General features: G+C 48.3%; 12 protein-coding genes. 6 read left to right on the forward strand and 6 right to left on the reverse strand.

Translation table 11 applies throughout. From position 1 onward, the window contains the following. Window positions 1-134 precede the first annotated feature (134 nt). From BLS03_RS08630 to pabB, 6 genes are all read right to left on the reverse strand, one after another. A complete protein-coding gene (locus tag BLS03_RS08630; RefSeq protein WP_093272300.1) occupies window positions 135-3,458 on the reverse strand; it encodes a hypothetical protein in 3,324 nt (1,107 codons plus the stop codon). Window positions 3,459-3,821: 363 nt separating this feature from the next. Then, a complete protein-coding gene (locus BLS03_RS08635; RefSeq protein ID WP_093272514.1) occupies window positions 3,822-5,213 on the reverse strand; it encodes an efflux transporter outer membrane subunit in 1,392 nt (463 codons plus the stop codon). A gap of 12 nt (window positions 5,214-5,225) precedes the next feature. Then, window positions 5,226-7,184, reverse strand: coding sequence for a MacB family efflux pump subunit (locus BLS03_RS08640; RefSeq protein ID WP_093272301.1), 1,959 nt, complete (start codon window positions 7,182-7,184; stop codon window positions 5,226-5,228). A gap of 3 nt (window positions 7,185-7,187) precedes the next feature. Next, a complete protein-coding gene (locus BLS03_RS08645) occupies window positions 7,188-8,354 on the reverse strand; it encodes an efflux RND transporter periplasmic adaptor subunit (RefSeq protein WP_093272304.1) in 1,167 nt (388 codons plus the stop codon). 297 nt (window positions 8,355-8,651) lie between these two features. Next, entirely contained in the window at window positions 8,652-9,248 is a 597-nt protein-coding gene (locus BLS03_RS08650; protein ID WP_176765558.1) for a CoA pyrophosphatase, read from the reverse strand. A 232-nt stretch (window positions 9,249-9,480) separates the two neighbouring features. Beyond that, window positions 9,481-10,857: an aminodeoxychorismate synthase component 1 gene (gene pabB, locus BLS03_RS08655; protein WP_093272308.1), complete on the reverse strand. Its 1,377-nt coding sequence runs from the start codon at window positions 10,855-10,857 to the stop codon at window positions 9,481-9,483. 188 nt (window positions 10,858-11,045) lie between these two features. On the opposite strand from pabB, the gene BLS03_RS08660 reads away from it, so the two are divergent. The 6 genes from BLS03_RS08660 to rimJ all read left to right on the forward strand — a co-directional run bounded on the left by BLS03_RS08660 (window position 11,046) and on the right by rimJ (window position 17,769). Continuing rightward, complete coding sequence (locus BLS03_RS08660; protein WP_093272311.1) at window positions 11,046-12,563, forward strand: fumarate hydratase; 1,518 nt, start codon at window positions 11,046-11,048, stop codon at window positions 12,561-12,563. A 140-nt stretch (window positions 12,564-12,703) separates the two neighbouring features. Then, entirely contained in the window at window positions 12,704-12,889 is a 186-nt protein-coding gene (locus BLS03_RS08665) for a hypothetical protein (RefSeq protein ID WP_093272313.1), read from the forward strand. A 258-nt stretch (window positions 12,890-13,147) separates the two neighbouring features. Then, the gene (locus tag BLS03_RS08670; RefSeq protein ID WP_093272316.1) at window positions 13,148-14,521 is read left to right on the forward strand and encodes a YcjX family GTP-binding protein; all 1,374 of its coding nucleotides are present in this window, start codon (window positions 13,148-13,150) and stop codon (window positions 14,519-14,521) included. Next, entirely contained in the window at window positions 14,518-15,546 is a 1,029-nt protein-coding gene (locus BLS03_RS08675; protein ID WP_093272318.1) for a YcjF family protein, read from the forward strand. The genes BLS03_RS08670 and BLS03_RS08675 overlap by 4 nt, the downstream gene beginning before the upstream one ends. Window positions 15,547-15,646: 100 nt before the next feature. Beyond that, entirely contained in the window at window positions 15,647-17,191 is a 1,545-nt protein-coding gene (gene tyrR, locus BLS03_RS08680; protein WP_093272321.1) for a transcriptional regulator TyrR, read from the forward strand. After that, complete coding sequence (rimJ, locus tag BLS03_RS08685) at window positions 17,191-17,769, forward strand: ribosomal protein S5-alanine N-acetyltransferase (RefSeq protein WP_093272323.1); 579 nt, start codon at window positions 17,191-17,193, stop codon at window positions 17,767-17,769. Before tyrR ends, rimJ begins: the two co-directional genes overlap by 1 nt. The last annotated feature ends 1 nt before the right edge of the window (window position 17,770 follow it).

The following is a 17,770-nucleotide window of genomic DNA, read 5'->3' on the forward strand; positions in this document are numbered from 1 at the left end:
GGCATAAAAGCGCGCTTGATTATTGCTAATGAGACGTTGAGGACGCGTACTCATGACGATTTGATAGCGGGAAGAAAAGCCCGGCAGATGCCGGGCTTGGTGGTTATAGGTAAAAAGGATACCTGATTGGCACGTTAGTTTGCTTCAGCAAACACATATACGTCTGACCAAACATCCCCTTCGCCAGTTAGGCCTTCATCCCACGCACTAGAGCGAGACATAGCTTTTACGGAGAAGTTAATACCATCGGTGTCGACAATATACATCTGGTCAACGTAAGTTTCTGAATTGGCTGTGATGGTGACCGTCAACTCGCCAGTGCTGTCATCCACTTGCCAGGTAAAGTCATAGCTTTCACCGCCTTCGCTATACGTACCGGTTGTGGCATCGCTAAAGGTATACACTTCGGTTGAGTCGGACTCTGTTGAGCTCATAGTAAGTGGGAGTTCGGCGAGGAAGTCACTACTAAAGCTCGCTTCAACGCCTGAGGTGGCGATACAAGCGTCAACCGCACTGGTAAAGTCTGCATAGCTCAGTGTTGTTTCTGGAACATCATTAACATCATCCCATTGGGTGTCACTATCCGTACAGGAGGTAATGGCCGGTTCGCCATCAATACTGGTGTAGGTCGTTAGCCAAATCTCGGTATCGTCTGGGCTAAATACCGCAAAGTTCAGTACATCGTTTTGCGGCTCCTGTAGCAATGCTAAGTATTGCTCTGTTCCACCATCCAAATTCATCAAGACTATGAAGCCATCGTCATTGATTGCCCAAGTTCGTGAACGCACTAACCCGTCTCTGTGATAGGTTGCGGTTCCATCAGCATTGAAACTGTAAAGACGTGTTTCGCCGTTCGATTTAACCCTAAATAGCGCAGCGCCATCGAGATCGGATTCAATCACTGTTGGTAAAGTGCCACTGCAGGTTGCATAGCTGTCGATGGCTGTCGTGAAGTCGCTGTACGTCATGTCGAGCCCTTCAGTTATCGCACATGTCCCAGCATCAACTAACGTCACAATACTTGACCATATTTCAGTGATCAGAGTGTCCGAGTCGTAGTAGGTGTCAAAGAACTTCAGTGACCATTCACTGTCATTTGAATCAATCAAAGCCCAGTACCAACTTTCGTCTGTACTGTCTTCGTAAGTGACTTTGACGTAGTCGCCTTCGATGGCCCAGTAAGCGGTGTAAGCTTGAACGCTATCTTTGAATACCGTTACTGTACCATCTGAGTTAAAGGTGTAGTCGCGAGTGGAACCGTCACTGCGTACGCGATGGAAGTTCTGGTCAGAAACCATGTCACTGGTTATCGCCGTTGCGCCGTAACAGTCACTGATCGCCGCTTCAAAATCTTCAAGCGTAACGGTAGTGGTTCCGTCGGTATCGCTTTCGTTGCACTTGTTGACCGGAATGTTGACGGCATCAATTAATGCATCTTTTGCTGCGGCGCTGATGATAACGATTTGGTCATCTTCTAGTACGACATCGGCGTTTTCTTTGGAACCTATGTAGACTGCACCTTCATAAATGCTCAGCAGCATTGTGTCGCTCGGTTCATCGTAATCATCGCCCCAGGTGGTGAGAACATCTTCTGGTAGGGTAAATAGAATCAGTTCTTCACCACTAATGGTCTCTTGTGACCACGTGCCGCTACCATCCAGAGTAGCGAGATTATTATCCCAATCAACCGTATAGTACTGAGCAGTCATCGCCGTATTATCAACCAGTTTGACCATGCGATTATTGCCAACAAAGAAGCCTTGCACTTGATCTGTGGTGATAGATGAGCCACCTAAATCACTGAACAGCAGCTCATCAAAACTGGTTGCGCCTTCCGCATTGACTCCATTGATTGCATCATAGATATATGGCATCCAATCCCAGATGTAATAGTTATCTTGCTGCGGGGTAACGGTAAAGGTGATTTTTACTGAGTCGTCAGGGAAGGTAGCGGTGTCATCACTATAGTCTTCCCAGTCCCAATCAACGTCAGAAACTAGGCCGCCATCGAGTGTCACCATAGTACCGTTTAGGGTGTATTTGATGTCGGTGTAGTCGGTTGGATAAGCGACGACACTGCTACCGGACATATCGATAGTGTAACTACCCGTCGATGTGCTCCAACCTGAAGAGGTAAGGATTAGATCGTCGTTTTCTTCGGATGTGCCCAGTGACACTGTGGTCTTGTTGGCTTTAATCAGTGAAAAATCACTGCTGGTGGCATAGTCACCATTAACGCTAAGCGTCTCAAGATAGAGCGTTTGCGTGCCATCGTCGTCTTCGTCATCCCAAATGGAGTAAAGGCTGGCTTGATCTTGTAAATAGCTGATGATGGCAGTTTGACTGGAGGCGCCTACTTCTGGGTCAATAGGGTCTTCATCGTATTCGTCCGGCACACCATCGCCATCGTCGTCGGTGTCGGCGTTGTTACCAGTGCCATCGTTATCGGTATCGACACTTTCGCTGCTGTCTTCTGGGAACGCATCTTCAGTATCAAGAACACCATCGTTATCGTCATCATCATCGGTGTTATTACCAATGCCATCACTGTCGGTGTCGGTATCTTCTGTGGCATCAAGTGGGAAATCGTCGTTAGTATCAAGCACACCATCCCCATCATCATCGGTATCGGCGTTGTTCCCTAAATCATCGCCATCCGTGTCGACCCATTCGTTTTCATCATCAGGGAAAGCGTCGTCGGTGTCGGCGACACCATCACCATCACTATCACTATCCACCGCGCCTTGACGGTTGATATATACCGCGTCTAAATCGTCCTCATTCTCTGCGCCTTCGACTTGCTGTTTGATAATGACAGCCATCGCCGCGGCCCCATCGAGTAGATCATTGGTACCATCGGTATCGTTCGCGGCGGTATTAAGCTCATCGGTGGTTTCTGGCATCGCACCGGATGACACTAAGCTGCGCGCGGCGAATTGGGTGGTTTTACTGTCGCTGGCTTTATAATCGGTCAGTACGTCGCCAGAATCGATGCCAAGGTCGTCAGCGATCTCCTGCTGCGCTTGCGCCAGCGTCAATCCAGAAGACGCGATTTTAATATGTACCAGCGTAGAAAGAGGGGTAATGTTGACCACGCCGGCTGGCGCAGACATAGAAAAGTTCGCTGATACTGTATTGCCGGTGTCTTCATCGATGGTGACATCTTGAATCGCTGAAACAACGACGGAATAGTCTTCGGGGTTAGAGATAGATGAAACATCTAATACCGCACTACCACCAGTGGTTGAGGTAGCAGATGGTTCGTTATCATCCAGAGCAAAGTCGCCATCGAGATCGAGCCAAACAGTGGCTCCGACCAGATAGCCATCAATCGCTTTGACACTATAGGTACTGGATGTAGAAGCGCTGCTGGACGAAGAGTCACTGTCCCACCAACAGCCATTTAGCGCTAGGGTCGAGCATACCGCGAGCGCTATTTTTGACGCTTTTAAGTGCATAGACAAATCCTTATGTTGTCTTTTCATTCGAATGATTGGTTTTGATTATTCTGAGAGGTATATCGCAGAAAATTTTAGCCAAACATCCGAGCTGCACAAATTGACGTTTCATTGCCTATTTTATATTTCTTAATTAAAAACTTAATAAATTCAATTGGTTATTATTTTTCTTTTATTGGGTGGAATTAATCTTAATGCGTGTGGTTGCATATTTTGGGCAGTAATATCAGTTGCTTAAAGCGAAGGAGAGTTAGGTAAGTTGCAATTTGATGTCGATGACAAAAGTTGTGAACTTTGTCTCATAAAAGAGAGCTACAACATAGAGACTTGGTATTTGCTGAATCTATGCTGTAGCGGGGGTGGTTAATTGCCTTCTGTCATCACATCTTCGCCACCTAATGCTTGATAAAGCGTGGCAAGCGCAACGTACTGGTTATAGCGGTTTTCTAACAGGCTGGCCTTGGCGTCGCGCTCATCGGTTTGCGCATCGAGTAAGTCGCTAAATTGGATGGCGCCATTTTGATATTGGCTGGCATAGATGCGAGCCACTTCTTCTGCGCTTTGGTACTGCTCAAGCAATTTCTCGGCTTGATAGGCAAGTTGCTGTTTGGATGAGAGCGCATTATCGACGTCTTGAAACGCCGCGTAGAGTGTCTGGCGATAATTAATGATGGTCGATTGATACTCAACTTGAGCGATATCTTTGTTGATGCCCATTTCATCCCACTGAATAAACGGCAGAGCCAAATCTGCACCTAGCGTGCCAATTGGGTCGCTGAGCAAGTTACGTAGTGCGGTTGAAGAGCCGCCAAGCGCGCCGGTCAAGGTGAACGATGGCATGTATGATGCGTCGGTTTCATCTTTATTGGCCAGCGCTGCCTTTAGCTCAAACAGTTTCGCTTTGACATCGGGTCTGCGCGCCAACAAATCAGAGGGAATGCCCACCTCGACTTGCGGTAACGGGTTGGTTGGTAGCGAGTTTGCCAAGCGCTGCGCGGTTTGCGGCGCTTGATCAAATAAAATCGCGAAGGCATTTTGCGCCTCGACCAACTGTTGCTGATATTGGCTTTGCTGAGTTTGCAGCGACGCTAACGTCTGCTTGGCTTGCAGCACATTGACTTTGGATACCGCACCATTGTCATATTGGTTTTGCGTCATCTGCAAAGTGTCTCTGGCGGCTTGAATATTTTTCGCGCCAAGCGCGATGCGATCGTTGAGGTAGCCAATTTGCCAATATAAGGTGGCGGTGGTTGCGACCAAACTTTGTGCGGTGGATTCGCGGTCTTGCTCGGTGGCCATCGCGGTCCAATTGGCTTGATCCGCGTAAGCTGAAACGCGTCCCCACAAATCCAACTCATAGCTAACGCCTAAACTGGCGTTGTAACTGGTTGAAGTGTTGCCACTATCGAAGTATTTGCCTTTTGAACCAGAGGCGCTCAAGCTGGTGTCTGGATAGTAATCATCGCGACCAAGGTCGGCTTGCAGACGGGCTTTGCGCAGCGTCAGCGTTGCCATGGCCAAATCGTTATTTTTTGCCAGTACATCGGCAATGATTTGGTCAAGTTTTGGATCGCCAAAGCGAGTCCACCATTTATCAATCGACACCGAGTGTTGATTGTCTGAATGCACCCAGCCCTGTGGTACATCCACTTGCGGTGCTTCGAAGTCTGAGCGCATGGCACAGCCCGACATCAGCAAGGTAGCCAGAACGACAGTGGCGATCGGTGTTGGTTTAAAAAAGCGTGTTTTAGCCATAGTCATTGTAAATTATTCTCTTGCTAGTGCGTCGACAGGGTTTAATTGCGCGGCGTTTTTGGCTGGAATGTAGCCAAACAAAATTCCGATTAAGGTCGAGCAGATAAAGGCTGAGATGATCGAATTCGTCGAGTAAATCATGCTAAAGCTGCTGCCAGTGCTGGCGAAGATGAGGCCAATTGCGTACGAAAGTCCGATACCGATAATACCGCCGCAAATACACACCAGCACTGCTTCAATTAGGAACTGGCGCAGAATGTCCGATTTACGCGCACCGACTGCCATTCGAACGCCGATTTCACGAGTTCGTTCCGTCACTGACACCAGCATGATGTTCATCACTCCAATCCCACCAACAATCAGTGAGATAACAGCGATCATTGATACTAACAGTGTCATGTTTGAAGTGGTTTTCTTGATGTTTTGCTGAATGGTATCGGTGTTGATGGTGAAGAAATCTTCCGTACCGTGGCGCATTTTCAGCAGTGATATGATCGCCTGTTCAGCCGCATCACTTGGTGTCGCATCACTGACGCGCACCGAGATGCGGTTCAAATAACTTTGTCCCACTAGACGTCCGCCAACCGTAGTGTAGGGCAGCCAGATATTCAGCGAGTCACTGTTACCAAACGCACTCTCTTTCGGCTTGGTGACACCGATAATGCGCACCGGCAATTTACCAGCAAAAATCACTTTTCCGATTGGCGAGCTATTTGGAAACAGCGACTTACGGGTATTGTCATCAATCACCGCTTCTTGCGCTAAGCTATCCACGCTCTCTTGGTTCCAGTATTGTCCGCTGGCAAGTTCATAGCCGCGCACGCGAAAATACTCAGGGCCGACACCGACAATTGATGCGGTCACTGCTTGATTGGAAATGCGTAACGTTGCGCTGGTGCTCAGTTGCGGGGTGACACTGTCAACAAACGGCATTGACTTAATCGCTTCGGCGTCTTTTGCCGTTAAGGTGCGTACTCGCCCAGAACGTCGGTCGCCAAAACCTTTACCGGGCATAATGTCGATGGTATTGGTGCCCATTGATGAGATGTCCGCCAAAATGGCTTGCTGCGAGCCATTACCCAGCGCGACGACCGAGACCACTGATGCAATACCAATAATGATGCCAAGCATGGTCAAAAAGGTGCGTAAACGGTGGTTGGACATCGCCAACATCGCCATTTTTAAGGCTTCTAAAAAGCTGTCCCAACTGCGGCGCGCGAGTTGACCTTTTTGCTGCTCACGATGAACCAGAGTTTGCTTCGGCGTCGATTGGCGTTCAAGAGCGTGATCACTGGAGTCATTGAGAATCTCACCATCTTTGATTTCGATAATGCGCTCGGCATGCTCGGCGACTTTCATGTCGTGAGTTACCAAAATGATGGTGTGACCCATTTGATGCAACTCTTGCAGTAGCGTCATCATCTCTTCGCCGCTTTTACTGTCAAGGGCGCCGGTTGGCTCATCGGCCAAAATGACATCACCACCATTCATCAGCGCGCGTGCTACAGACACACGTTGCTGCTGACCGCCACTGAGCTGATTCGGCTTATGGTCTAAACGCTCTTCCAAACCCAGCCGCGTTAGCAGCGCTTGAGAACGTTCAAGGCGTGAGACTTTATCTTGGCCGGCGTACACCGCGGGAACTTCTACATTTTGCACCGCAGTCAAATCGCCAAGTAAATGATAGCGCTGAAAAATAAAGCCAAAATATTCGCGGCGCAGCTCAGCAAGTTGCGCAGCGTCTAACGTCGAGGTATCGCGACCATTAATCCAGTAACTGCCGTCAGAAGGTTGGTCTAGGCAGCCAAGAATATTCATTAATGTCGATTTCCCAGAGCCAGAGGCACCGACAATCGCCACCATTTCGCCGCGCTCTATGGTCAGATTGACCTTGTTGAGCACGGTCAAGGTTTCATCACCGGCGGGGAAGGTACGAGAAATGTCGCAAATTTTTAATAGCGGTTCACTCATCACTTAGAATCCCATTGGTGGTCCACGGCGACGTGAAGAGTCTCCACTGCCGGCTTTGGTTTCGCCCAGTACCACTTCGTCGCCATCGTTTAAGCCAGAAGTAATTTCAGCGCTGACTTTGTTATTGATACCGACTTTGACGTCACGGTGTTCAATTTGGCCATTTTTCAGTACCGGAACTTGATAGCCTTTTGGCGTGCGAATCAGCACTTGCGCCGGCACAATCAGCGCGTTATCCGCTTTATTCAAAATGATGGAAACTTGCGCCGTCATACCGATACGCAGTTCGCGATTTGGGTTTTCAACGTCAAATAGGCCGTAGTAGTACACCGCTTCGTCGTCGCTGACTTCGAGATCGTTATCATCGCCGTCCATTAAGGTTGGACCTGGTTCAATGGCTTTTAGCGTCGCTTCATAGCGCTTATTAGGGCGACCAAGAATCGTAAAATAGACTTTTTGGCCTGGGTGAACATTGATCACGTCGGCTTCGGAAATTTGCGCTTTAACCGTCATCACATCAAGGTTTGCCATTTCGATAATGGTTGGCGTAGTTTGATTTGAGTTAACGGTTTGACCTTCTGCGACGGCGGTATACACCACAGTGCCCGACATCGGCGCTTTAATGGTGGTGTAGCCTAAGTCGAGTTTGGCATTATCAACACTGATGATCGCTTGATCGATTTCTGCATCGAGCTGTTTTAGCTCGGCTTTATAGACGGCTAAATTCGCTTCGGCGGTTTCATAATCGGTGCGCGAACTGGCTTTGGCCGACAGCATGTTTTTCTGGCGCTTGTATTCATAGGTCGCTTGCTTGATCTGCGCTTGTTTCGCTTCATACTGCGCCTGCAAACTGCCAAGTGATGCTTGGGCGTCTTTCAGACTGTTTTGCTGAGTTAAGCTGTCGATCTGTGCAACTAAATCGCCTTCTTTGACTTCATCGCCTAACTTGACTGGCAACTCGTCAATTTGGCCGGAAACCTGCGCACCGACGCTTACCAATTTTGATGCTTGCAGCATACCGTTAGCCAGCACTGTGTCTTCAATGTTTCCTCGTTGTACCGGTTCAGAAGCAAAATTGAGCTGCGGCTCTGAAGGTTTTAAAAAGGTGTAGCCAACACCTGCTGCTGCGATAAGACATACCGCAGTAATAGAGACAATTTTTTTATTCATAATGTGCTTTTTAGGTGACGGATGAATGCCTTAGTCAAGACATGGATATGTTGGAACGATACCATTGCCTTTTTATACAAGAATGTGGTGTATAGACAAAGGGAAGTAAGTGTAAAAGTAGGTAAAGTAGCGTCAAACACCATGATTTATAGTGGAAATATTGCCAGTGAGTAAAAGAACAGAATGAAAAATATAACGCAAAAACATCACGTTAGTTACAGCTGTCGCCATCTTATTCCAGAAAAAGCCAATCTGTTGGCCGAGTAAACGGTTATCTTACGTAAGTGGTAAAAATCGCTACTTAAAGTAATGAAACTGTTTTTGCAGCGCTTGAATCACTTGAGCGGTCATACCCCAAATAAAATGGTTTTGGTAACTTATCCCAAATACGGTATGGCGACGGCCTTTAATTTGAAAGCTGTGACTGTGAAGCTCGCGTGGATCAAGTACGATATCGGCTGGCACTTCGAACAGCTGCTCGACTTCGTTAGGGTCGATATGAGGCTGGTAATCTGGGGAAACAAACGCTAGAAAGGGGGTGACGGTGAATCGGCTGATGGTAGCAAGCTCCGGCATCTGGCCAAAAATGTTCACCGATTCTCGGCCAATGCCTGCTTCTTCTTGAGTTTCTCGCAGCGCAGTTGCATCTAAAGTGATATCGCTGTCTTCAAACTTTCCGCCCGGAAAACTGATTTGCCCAGGGTGGTGCTTTAAGTGTGCCGCTCGTTTAGTAAAAATAACGTGTAATCCACTGGGACGTTCGACAAAACCGATGAGCACAGCGGCTTTTCTGAGTTCTTGCGGCTTAAAATGGGCGACGCGGGCCACCGCTTGGCGATGGTAATCGGCTGGGGGATGGAGTTGAAATTGTTGTAATAATTCACTGCGAGTCATGAGATTCTCCACAATCACTCCTTAGTTTGCACGCGATTCGGTGGATAGCAATATGGGTAGGCAACAAAGTGGTGCTGGCTTCAATCTATCCGTGAGCGAAATGCTCCTTAAACGACTTCCATTGTTGAACTAGAAGCTTAATACGCGCGAAGTACGAATTAAGCCTCTAATAATCATAGACAAAAAGCAAGCGAATACGAGCGGTGAAAAGGGCTGTTTTAGCCGTTTTCAGTTATCTCAGCGCAGACAGCACTGGTAAAATTCGGCTCAGTTTGTCGAGCGTTTCCTGATATTCAGCGCCACACTTACTGTCGGCTACCACGCCGCCGCCGCCCCACGCATAAAGCGTTTGCTCGGTTGCGATCAGCGTGCGAATGGTAATACTGGTATCCATTTTGCCATGGCGGCTAATGTAGCCGATGCTACCACAATAGACGCTGCGTCGATGCGGTTCGAGCTCCTCAATAATTGCCATAGCGCGCACTTTCGGCGCACCAGTAATTGAGCCGCCAGGAAAAGCGGCGCGCAGCAGGTCAGTGGCTTGGTATTGAGTATCCAACGTCGCGCGAATGGTACTCACTAAATGATGCACTGCAGGAAAGCTTTCAATCTCAAACAGTTTTGGCACCGAAACGCTCCCCGGGGCAGCCACGCGACCGATATCATTACGCAGTAAATCGACGATCATTAAGTTTTCAGCTTGATCTTTTTCTGACCCAGCGAGTTTGGCGGCATTAGCGGCATCTTGATTGGCATCTGCTTTGCGCGGCATGGTGCCTTTAATCGGTTTGGTTTCGATATCACGCTGAGCAAGGGAAATGAATCGCTCTGGAGAAACGCTTAAAATGGCGCACTCATCAAGGCGAATAAACGCTGAAAACGGCGCTAAGTTGTGCGCTTCCAACGCGCAATACGCTTGCCATTCACTGCCTTGATATTCGGCGCTAAAACGCTGAGCCAAATTGATTTGATAGCAGTCGCCGGAGTGTAGATAGTGCTGTACCGCCTCAAACTTGTGCTGGTAACTGTCGCGCGTCATGTTCGATTGCCACGCTTGAGTGAGGGCAAACGGAGATTCAATCGCTGCGGTTTGCGCGCTTAACCATGCATAATGCTGCTCAACATTTTGGCCCACAACCCAAGCTTGCTGAGTCTTATGGTCAACAATCACCGCCCATTCGTAAATTCCAACCGCCATATCTGGCGCATCGATGTCACGCTCGGCGAGGGCGGGAATCTGCTCAACTCGGCGTCCCAAATCATAGGCAAAATACCCTAACGCGCCGCCAACAAACGGTAATTCGGCTTGTTCAAACTCGATGTCAGGCAAATATTGGTGTTGCAACTGCGCAATCAGGCTAAATGGGTCTTGTGTAGAGACTCGGCGTTCACCTTGGTCTTGAATGGTTGTTTGCTCACCGATGGTGATGAGCGTGGCGATCGGATTGGCGACCAAAATATCAAAACGACTGTCGATATGGGAGGTCGACGCAGAGCGTAATAACATCGCCCAAGGCTGATGGGATATCGGGCTAAAAAGCGTCGCAGCTAGCTGATTTTGGTAGTTGAGCGTCTTGATTTGTATATGATTTGGCTTGTTGTTATTCATTTGTTTAATTTGTGACAAAGAAATCGATCGCCGATTGGCGTGTTTGGGAAAGCAAGAGTATCATAACCCGAACAAAAGCGGCTACTTCCGCTCAGCGGCAACCTGATTTGGCTTACGTTAATGGGCGCGGCGAGGAGGAGTGGAACGGCGTCGTCCCTACTGGAAGCATAACAATAACGAGGCATGCAATGACGGTAATTCGCAAGCAGGATGTGATCAGCAGTGTCGCTGATGCGCTTCAATACATTTCTTACTATCACCCTTTAGATTTTGTCCAAGCCCTAGAAAAAGCCTATCACAAAGAGCAAAGCCAAGCGGCGAAAGACGCGATGGCGCAAATTCTGATTAACTCGCGTATGGCGGCAGAAGGGCACCGACCAATCTGTCAGGACACTGGGATTGTCACCTGTTTCGTAAACATCGGTATGGACGTGCAATGGGACGCAACCGATATGACCGTTCAACAAATGGTCGATGAAGGCGTACGTCAAGCTTACACCAATCCTGATAACCCATTGCGCGCTTCGGTTCTGATGGACCCAGCCGGCAAGCGAATTAACACCAAAGATAACACCCCAGCTGTGGTTCACATCAACATGGTACCGGGCGACAAAGTCGAGATTCAAATCGCGGCCAAGGGCGGCGGTAGTGAAAACAAAACCAAAATGGCCATGCTTAACCCATCCGACGACATCGCAGAATGGGTAGAAAAAACCTTACCAGCGATGGGCGCAGGTTGGTGTCCACCGGGTATGCTGGGTATAGGTATCGGCGGCACGGCGGAAAAAGCGGCGGTTCTTGCTAAAGAATCCTTGATGGAACACATCGATATTCAAGAGCTTATCGAGAAAGGTCCAAGTAACGCAGAAGAAGAGCTGCGTTTGGACATTTTCAATCGCGTCAACAAACTCGGTATTGGCGCGCAAGGTCTTGGCGGTTTGACGACCGTAGTGGATGTAAAAATTAAAACCGCGCCAACTCATGCGGCGTCAAAACCGGTGTGCTTGATTCCAAACTGCGCGGCGACGCGTCATGTGCATTTCACTCTTGATGGCAGCGGCCCAGCTGAGCTGACGCCACCGAAATTGGAAGATTGGCCAAACATCACTTGGGAAGCCGGCGCGAACACTCGTCGTGTTAATCTCGATAGCGTAACCAAAGACGATATTCTTGAGTGGAAAACCGGCGAAACCGTGCTGCTATCAGGCAAAATTCTCACCGGTCGTGATGCGGCGCATAAACGCATTCAGAGCATGCTGGAAAGTGGTGAAGGCTTACCAGAAGGCGTTGACTTGAAAGGTAAGTTTATTTATTACGTTGGCCCAGTGGATGCGGTCGGTGATGAAGTGGTTGGCCCAGCAGGCCCAACAACCTCAACTCGTATGGATAAGTTTACCGACATGATGCTCGATCAAACCGGCATTCTTGGCATGATCGGTAAAGCCGAACGCGGCCCTGCCACCGTTGAATCCATCAAAAACCACAAAGCGGTGTATTTGATGGCGGTGGGCGGCGCAGCTTATTTGGTAGCCAAAGCGATTAAGAAAGCGCGCGTGGTGGCGTTTGAAGATTTGGGTATGGAAGCGATTTACGAATTTGAAGTCGAAGATATGCCAGTCACCGTTGCGGTGGATTCCAATGGCGCCAACGCTCACCAAATTGGCCCAGATACTTGGAAAGTCAAGATCGCTGAAATGGATGCGTAACAAAAATAAGATTGCATCAAAGTGCTGATTTTATTGGTCATAATTTGACAAAAGTGCGGCGAAAGCTGCACTTTTTGTCTATATACTAAGGCATTAGCATCATGCTTGATGCGATTGGAATGACTTAGCGGGAGAAAAAGATGCCTCGTTTTATACAGATTTTGCAGATCATTTTTGCCGTTGTAGTTGGCGTCTTTGTTGGCTATGACTTGATACTTCATGGCATCAGCGTGTTTGATGATAAGTACGTTACCATTACCTGTGTGCTGTGGGCGTTTTTAGAAATTGCGCTGTTTGTTATCTATAAATTGATTGAAGACGACTAAAGGCTTTGCCTTGTAAGTCGCTTTGAGATAAAGCCTCTGACGTCATTCAGAGGCTTTTTTGTCCGTCGCCAAGTTGGCTAATGTGCTGATTTAGCATAAATCTACGCCCTCAAACCGGCGCTGTGTTCAGTTGAGGTTAAGCTTGCGGCGGTTAAGCTCGACTTGGTGCTGGGGTTGCTTAAACTCAAATCTGCCCCAACTTATATATTTTAACCATAAGGTTATTATTTTTTAGCCATAAGGATAATTGAATCCGCGATGAAGAATCTTACTCAAGAAGTGAATGACTTTCTTAGCCGTACATTGGACTCTCATGTAAGAATTGCCGTGACTGGTTTATCGCGCGCGGGTAAAACCGCGTTCATTACCTCATTGGTCAATCAATTGCTGCACACTTCCACTCACGATAACTTGCCGCTGCTTAATGCGGCGCGTGATAAACGCCTTATCGGCGCCAAGCGAGTGCCGCAAACCAACTTGATGGTGCCACGTTTTGCTTACGATGAAGCGATGGGGCATCTGCAATCCGAACCTCCTATGTGGCCTAAGCCCACCCGAGATGTCAGCGAAATTCGCTTGTCACTTAAATATCGCACTAAAAGCCGCACTAAGCGGTTGCTCAGTTCAACCTCGACATTGAATATCGACATCATCGATTATCCGGGCGAATGGCTGCTGGATTTGCCGTTGTTGGATATGGATTTTGATACTTGGTCCAAAAGCCAATTTGAGGCGTTAACCGGTGTTCGCCAAACTCTGGCGAGTGATTGGCTTAGCGCCTTAGATGCGCTGGATTTAACTGCCGAAGCCGATGAAAAGCAGTTGCAGCTGGTGGCTAAAAAATACACCGACTATCTGTTTGCGTGTAAAGATGCGGGGCTACACTGGGTTCAACCGGGGCGCTTTGTTTTACCGGGCGAGCTTGAAGGCGCGCCAGTGCTGCAGTTTTTTCCTTGTAAAGCACCGAACGGCGAAGCAGGTAAACACAGTCATTATGCGATGCTGCAAGCGCGTTATAAGCAGTATCAGCAAAAAGTGGTCAAGGCGTTTTACAAACATCACTTTTCGACCTTTGACCGCCAAATTGTGTTGGTCGATTGCCTTACTCCGCTTAACCAAGGTCGTGAATCGTTTGCTGACATGCGCAGCGCGCTTGAACAGATAATGCACAGTTTTGAATATGGTAAGAGCAGCTTACTGCGCCGTTTGTTTGCGCCTAAAATCGACCGCATATTATTTGCCGCCACGAAAGCGGACCATGTTACTCCTGAGCAGCACAGCCACTTAACCGCACTACTTAAGCAGATGGTACATCCGGCATGGCAAACTGCGGCGTATGAAAATATTGATATGAGTTGCATGAGCATCGCTTCGATTCAGGCCACGCAAGCGGGCTTTATCAACCAAGATGGCGAGCAATTACCCGCGATTCAAGGCGACACCGAATCCGGGCAGAGACTGACAGTATTCCCGGGTGAAGTGCCGGAGAAATTGCCGGCGGCGGATTATTGGCAGCAATACGGCTTTGAATACACTTCTTTTCGGCCGATGCCGATGCTCGCCGATGAGCCAATGCGACATATTCGTTTAGATAAAGCGTTGGACTACCTAATTGGAGATAAACTGCGATGAGCGATTTGAAACAAAAACGCGTTTATCAGCAAACGCTTAGCGATGATAACGCCGAGCAGGCAGAGCTTACTGCGCAGCAAAAATTCGAAAAAACCGAAAGCTTTGTGCCTACGGCGATTGAAGAGAGTGAGTCGACGCATTCTGTGCTGCAGATAGAGAAAATCATTCGTCCTAAAAAGCGCCGTAATTGGCTTGCTGGCGGGCTTCTGACTGCATTTAGCGGCTTAGTGGCATGGCAGGCGGTGGATTCCGTGATTCAGGCCTTTAATCAGCAAGATTGGTTGACGCTCGGCTGGACCGGCTTTATTACCTTGCTTGCATCAATGGGCATCGGCGCACTTGCGAGAGAGCTATGGAAGCTTAAAGCATTGCGCCATCACTTTTCGATTCAAGAGCAGAGCGAGAAAATGCTCGCTAGCGATGGCATCGGTAAAGGCAAAGCTTTTTGTCAGCAACTGGCTAAAGAGAGCGAGGTACTGCCTGAATCGCCAGCCTACGATCGCTGGATACACAGTGTTAACGATACACACAGCGACGCTGAAATTCTCGATATGTACGATGCAATGGTGGTGTGTGAGCAAGATAAACGTGCCAGTGACATTGTCACTAAGTATGCGACCGAATCGGCGCTGCTGGTAGCAGTGAGTCCGTTAGCGCTTGCAGATATGCTGTTGGTGGCTTGGCGCAACCTTGCGATGATCAATCAACTGGCGGCGGAGTATGGCGTTGAGCTTGGTTATTGGTCACGTTTAAAACTGTTTAAGAGTGTGCTGGTCAATATGGCGTTTGCTGGCGTGAGCGAAGTGGCGGTGCATGCGGGAATGGACTTAATGTCGATGGATCTGGCGGGAAAATTATCCGCCCGCGCAGGACAGGGTATTGGAGTGGGGATTCTCACCGCCCGTTTGGGGTTAAAAGCGATGGGGCTTTTACGCCCGATCCCTTGGCAAGCGGATAGAAAAGTGAAACTCAGCTCAATTCGCAAACAAATAGTGGCGAAAATTAGCGCAATTACCGCCAAATAGTGATTGAAGTAACAGCCAAGCCTTTGTGTTGCTTGACGCTTATTCGCGCTTGATAGAAACTACTGTCAACTTTTCCTGACACCTTAACTAGGAATCTATTTTGCGCCTCGAAGTGACTTGTGAAGACAGGCTCGGCTTAACCCGTGAGCTATTGGATATTCTGGCGTCGAAAAACATCGACTTACGCGGCATCGAAATTGATGTGGTAGGGATTATTTATCTCAACTGCCCGGACATTGATTTCGATACTTTCAGCGGGTTGATGGCCGAAATTCGACGTATTTCAGGAGTTAAAGACGTTCGTAAAATTCCGTTTATGCCAATGGAACGGCATAACACCGAACTGATTTCGCTGCTCAATAACCTTCCCGATCCAGTATTGGCGATTGACCTTAAAGGTCAGGTCGATATGGCCAATCACGCCGCGCTCAGTTTGCTCAATTTAGAGCACAGCGAGATTCTCGGCCAGCAAGTCAGCGCTTTGATTCCGATGTTTAATTTCTCCAAGTGGGTGGAAGGGCCGATTACTCGTCAGCGAGAAAACATCGTGATTAATGGGCTCGACTACATCGCTGAATTTATGCCCGTGTACATTTCCAGTGAAACCTCAGAGTCGATTCTGGCGAGTACGGTGATGATCATTCGCTCCGCCGAGCAAAAAAATGTTTTCGACGATGCGCTGCCGCAGCACAACAGTTTGGGCTTTGACCATTTTGTTGGTGTTTCCAATCGTCATAAAAGCTTGATAAGCCAAGCAAAGAAACTCGCGTTTCTTGACAGACCGCTGCTGATTCAAGGCGAAACGGGTACCGGCAAAGAGATGCTGGCGCGCGCTTGTCATAATCGTTCTGAGCGCGGAGCTAATCCATTTTTGGTGTTAAGTTGCGCCTCGATGCCTGATGATGTGGCCGAAACCGAGCTGTTTGGTCATGCGCCGGGTTCGTTTAATCACCAGCAGGGCAAAAAAGGCATCTTTGAGCAAGCCGATGGCGGCACCGTATTTTTAGATGAAATCGGCGAGATGAGCCCGCATCTGCAGATCAAATTGCTGCGCTTTTTGCAAGACGGAACCTTTCGCCGGGTGGGTGAAGAGCATGAAATCCACGTCGATGTAAGAGTGATTGCCTCAACACGTCACAACTTGGCTGAACTTGCAGAGTCTAAATCGTTTCGTGAAGATCTGTTTTACCGCTTGAACGTGTTAACTCTGAGTATTCCACCGCTGCGTGAACGTGCCAACGATATTGCGCCGCTGCTTGAGTTGTTTATTGCCAAATACAGCAAACAACTGGGTATCCGTAAGCCGGAATTGGCCGACGACTTAGTTGATCAATTGAGTAATTACAGCTGGCCGGGCAATATGCGTCAGCTTGATAACATGGTGCTGCGTGCTTTGACAGAGCTTGAAGGGCAATATCTAAGCGCTGAACTGTTCCATCTGCCGCAAGTGGATAACAATGGCGCTGTGGGGCAGAGCATTAATCTCGACGGCCCGCTTGACGACATCATGAAAAATTATGAGTCCCAAGTGCTGGAGCGCTTGTATCAGTCTTTCCCTTCCAGCCGTAAGCTCGCCAAACGGCTGAACGTCTCACACACATCGATTGCGAACAAGCTTCGCGAATATGGAATTAGAAAAAAATAATGGAACGATTAAGTACACCGACCCAAGTTTACGAACGCAATGAAAATATCATTGTTCGCACCGCTGAGGTGACCGATGCCGCTATGATTGTCGATTATTTCAACACCAATCGAGACTATTTAAAACCGTTTGAACCGAAACGCGAACACGCATTTTTCCGTGTTGATGGTTGGACGCAGCGGCTGATTAAATTAAACGAGCTTCACAAGATGGGGCTTGGCTATTACTTAGTGATTCAAGACCGAGCAAGTTTGGCGATGCTGGGGACTATTTCATTCAGCAATATGAGCCGTTTTCCTTTTTATGCTTGTAATGTCGGCTATTCTCTTGCCGAAAAAGCGCAAGGAAATGGCATCATGACTCAAGCATTATCTCTGGCCGTCAATTATATGTTTAAGGTGCAAAACATGCATCGCTTAATGGCGGCGTACATGCCAAAAAATGTCAAAAGCGGTGCGGTACTTGAACGGGTTGGATTTAAAAAAGAGGGTGAAGCGCAAGATTATTTATTAATCGATGATCGTTGGGAAGATCATATTTTAACCTCTTTAACCAACCCTGATTGGATTAAGGAATAAT

The organism is Vibrio xiamenensis, assembly GCF_900100015.1.
GTDB lineage: Bacteria > Pseudomonadota > Gammaproteobacteria > Enterobacterales > Vibrionaceae > Vibrio > Vibrio xiamenensis.

Coding starts and splice junctions, on each gene's coding strand:
- BLS03_RS08675 (WP_093272318.1), top strand. CDS start 14,518: ATGAGCGATTTGAAACAAAAACGCGTTTATCAGCAAACGCTTAGCGAT.
- BLS03_RS08670 (WP_093272316.1), top strand. CDS start 13,148: ATGAAGAATCTTACTCAAGAAGTGAATGACTTTCTTAGCCGTACATTG.
- BLS03_RS08630 (WP_093272300.1), bottom strand. CDS start 3,458: ATGCACTTAAAAGCGTCAAAAATAGCGCTCGCGGTATGCTCGACCCTA.
- BLS03_RS08640 (WP_093272301.1), bottom strand. CDS start 7,184: ATGAGTGAACCGCTATTAAAAATTTGCGACATTTCTCGTACCTTCCCC.
- BLS03_RS08645 (WP_093272304.1), bottom strand. CDS start 8,354: ATGAATAAAAAAATTGTCTCTATTACTGCGGTATGTCTTATCGCAGCA.
- rimJ (WP_093272323.1), top strand. CDS start 17,191: ATGGAACGATTAAGTACACCGACCCAAGTTTACGAACGCAATGAAAAT.
- pabB (WP_093272308.1), bottom strand. CDS start 10,857: ATGAATAACAACAAGCCAAATCATATACAAATCAAGACGCTCAACTAC.
- BLS03_RS08665 (WP_093272313.1), top strand. CDS start 12,704: ATGCCTCGTTTTATACAGATTTTGCAGATCATTTTTGCCGTTGTAGTT.
- BLS03_RS08650 (WP_176765558.1), bottom strand. CDS start 9,248: ATGACTCGCAGTGAATTATTACAACAATTTCAACTCCATCCCCCAGCC.
- BLS03_RS08660 (WP_093272311.1), top strand. CDS start 11,046: ATGACGGTAATTCGCAAGCAGGATGTGATCAGCAGTGTCGCTGATGCG.
- BLS03_RS08635 (WP_093272514.1), bottom strand. CDS start 5,213: ATGGCTAAAACACGCTTTTTTAAACCAACACCGATCGCCACTGTCGTT.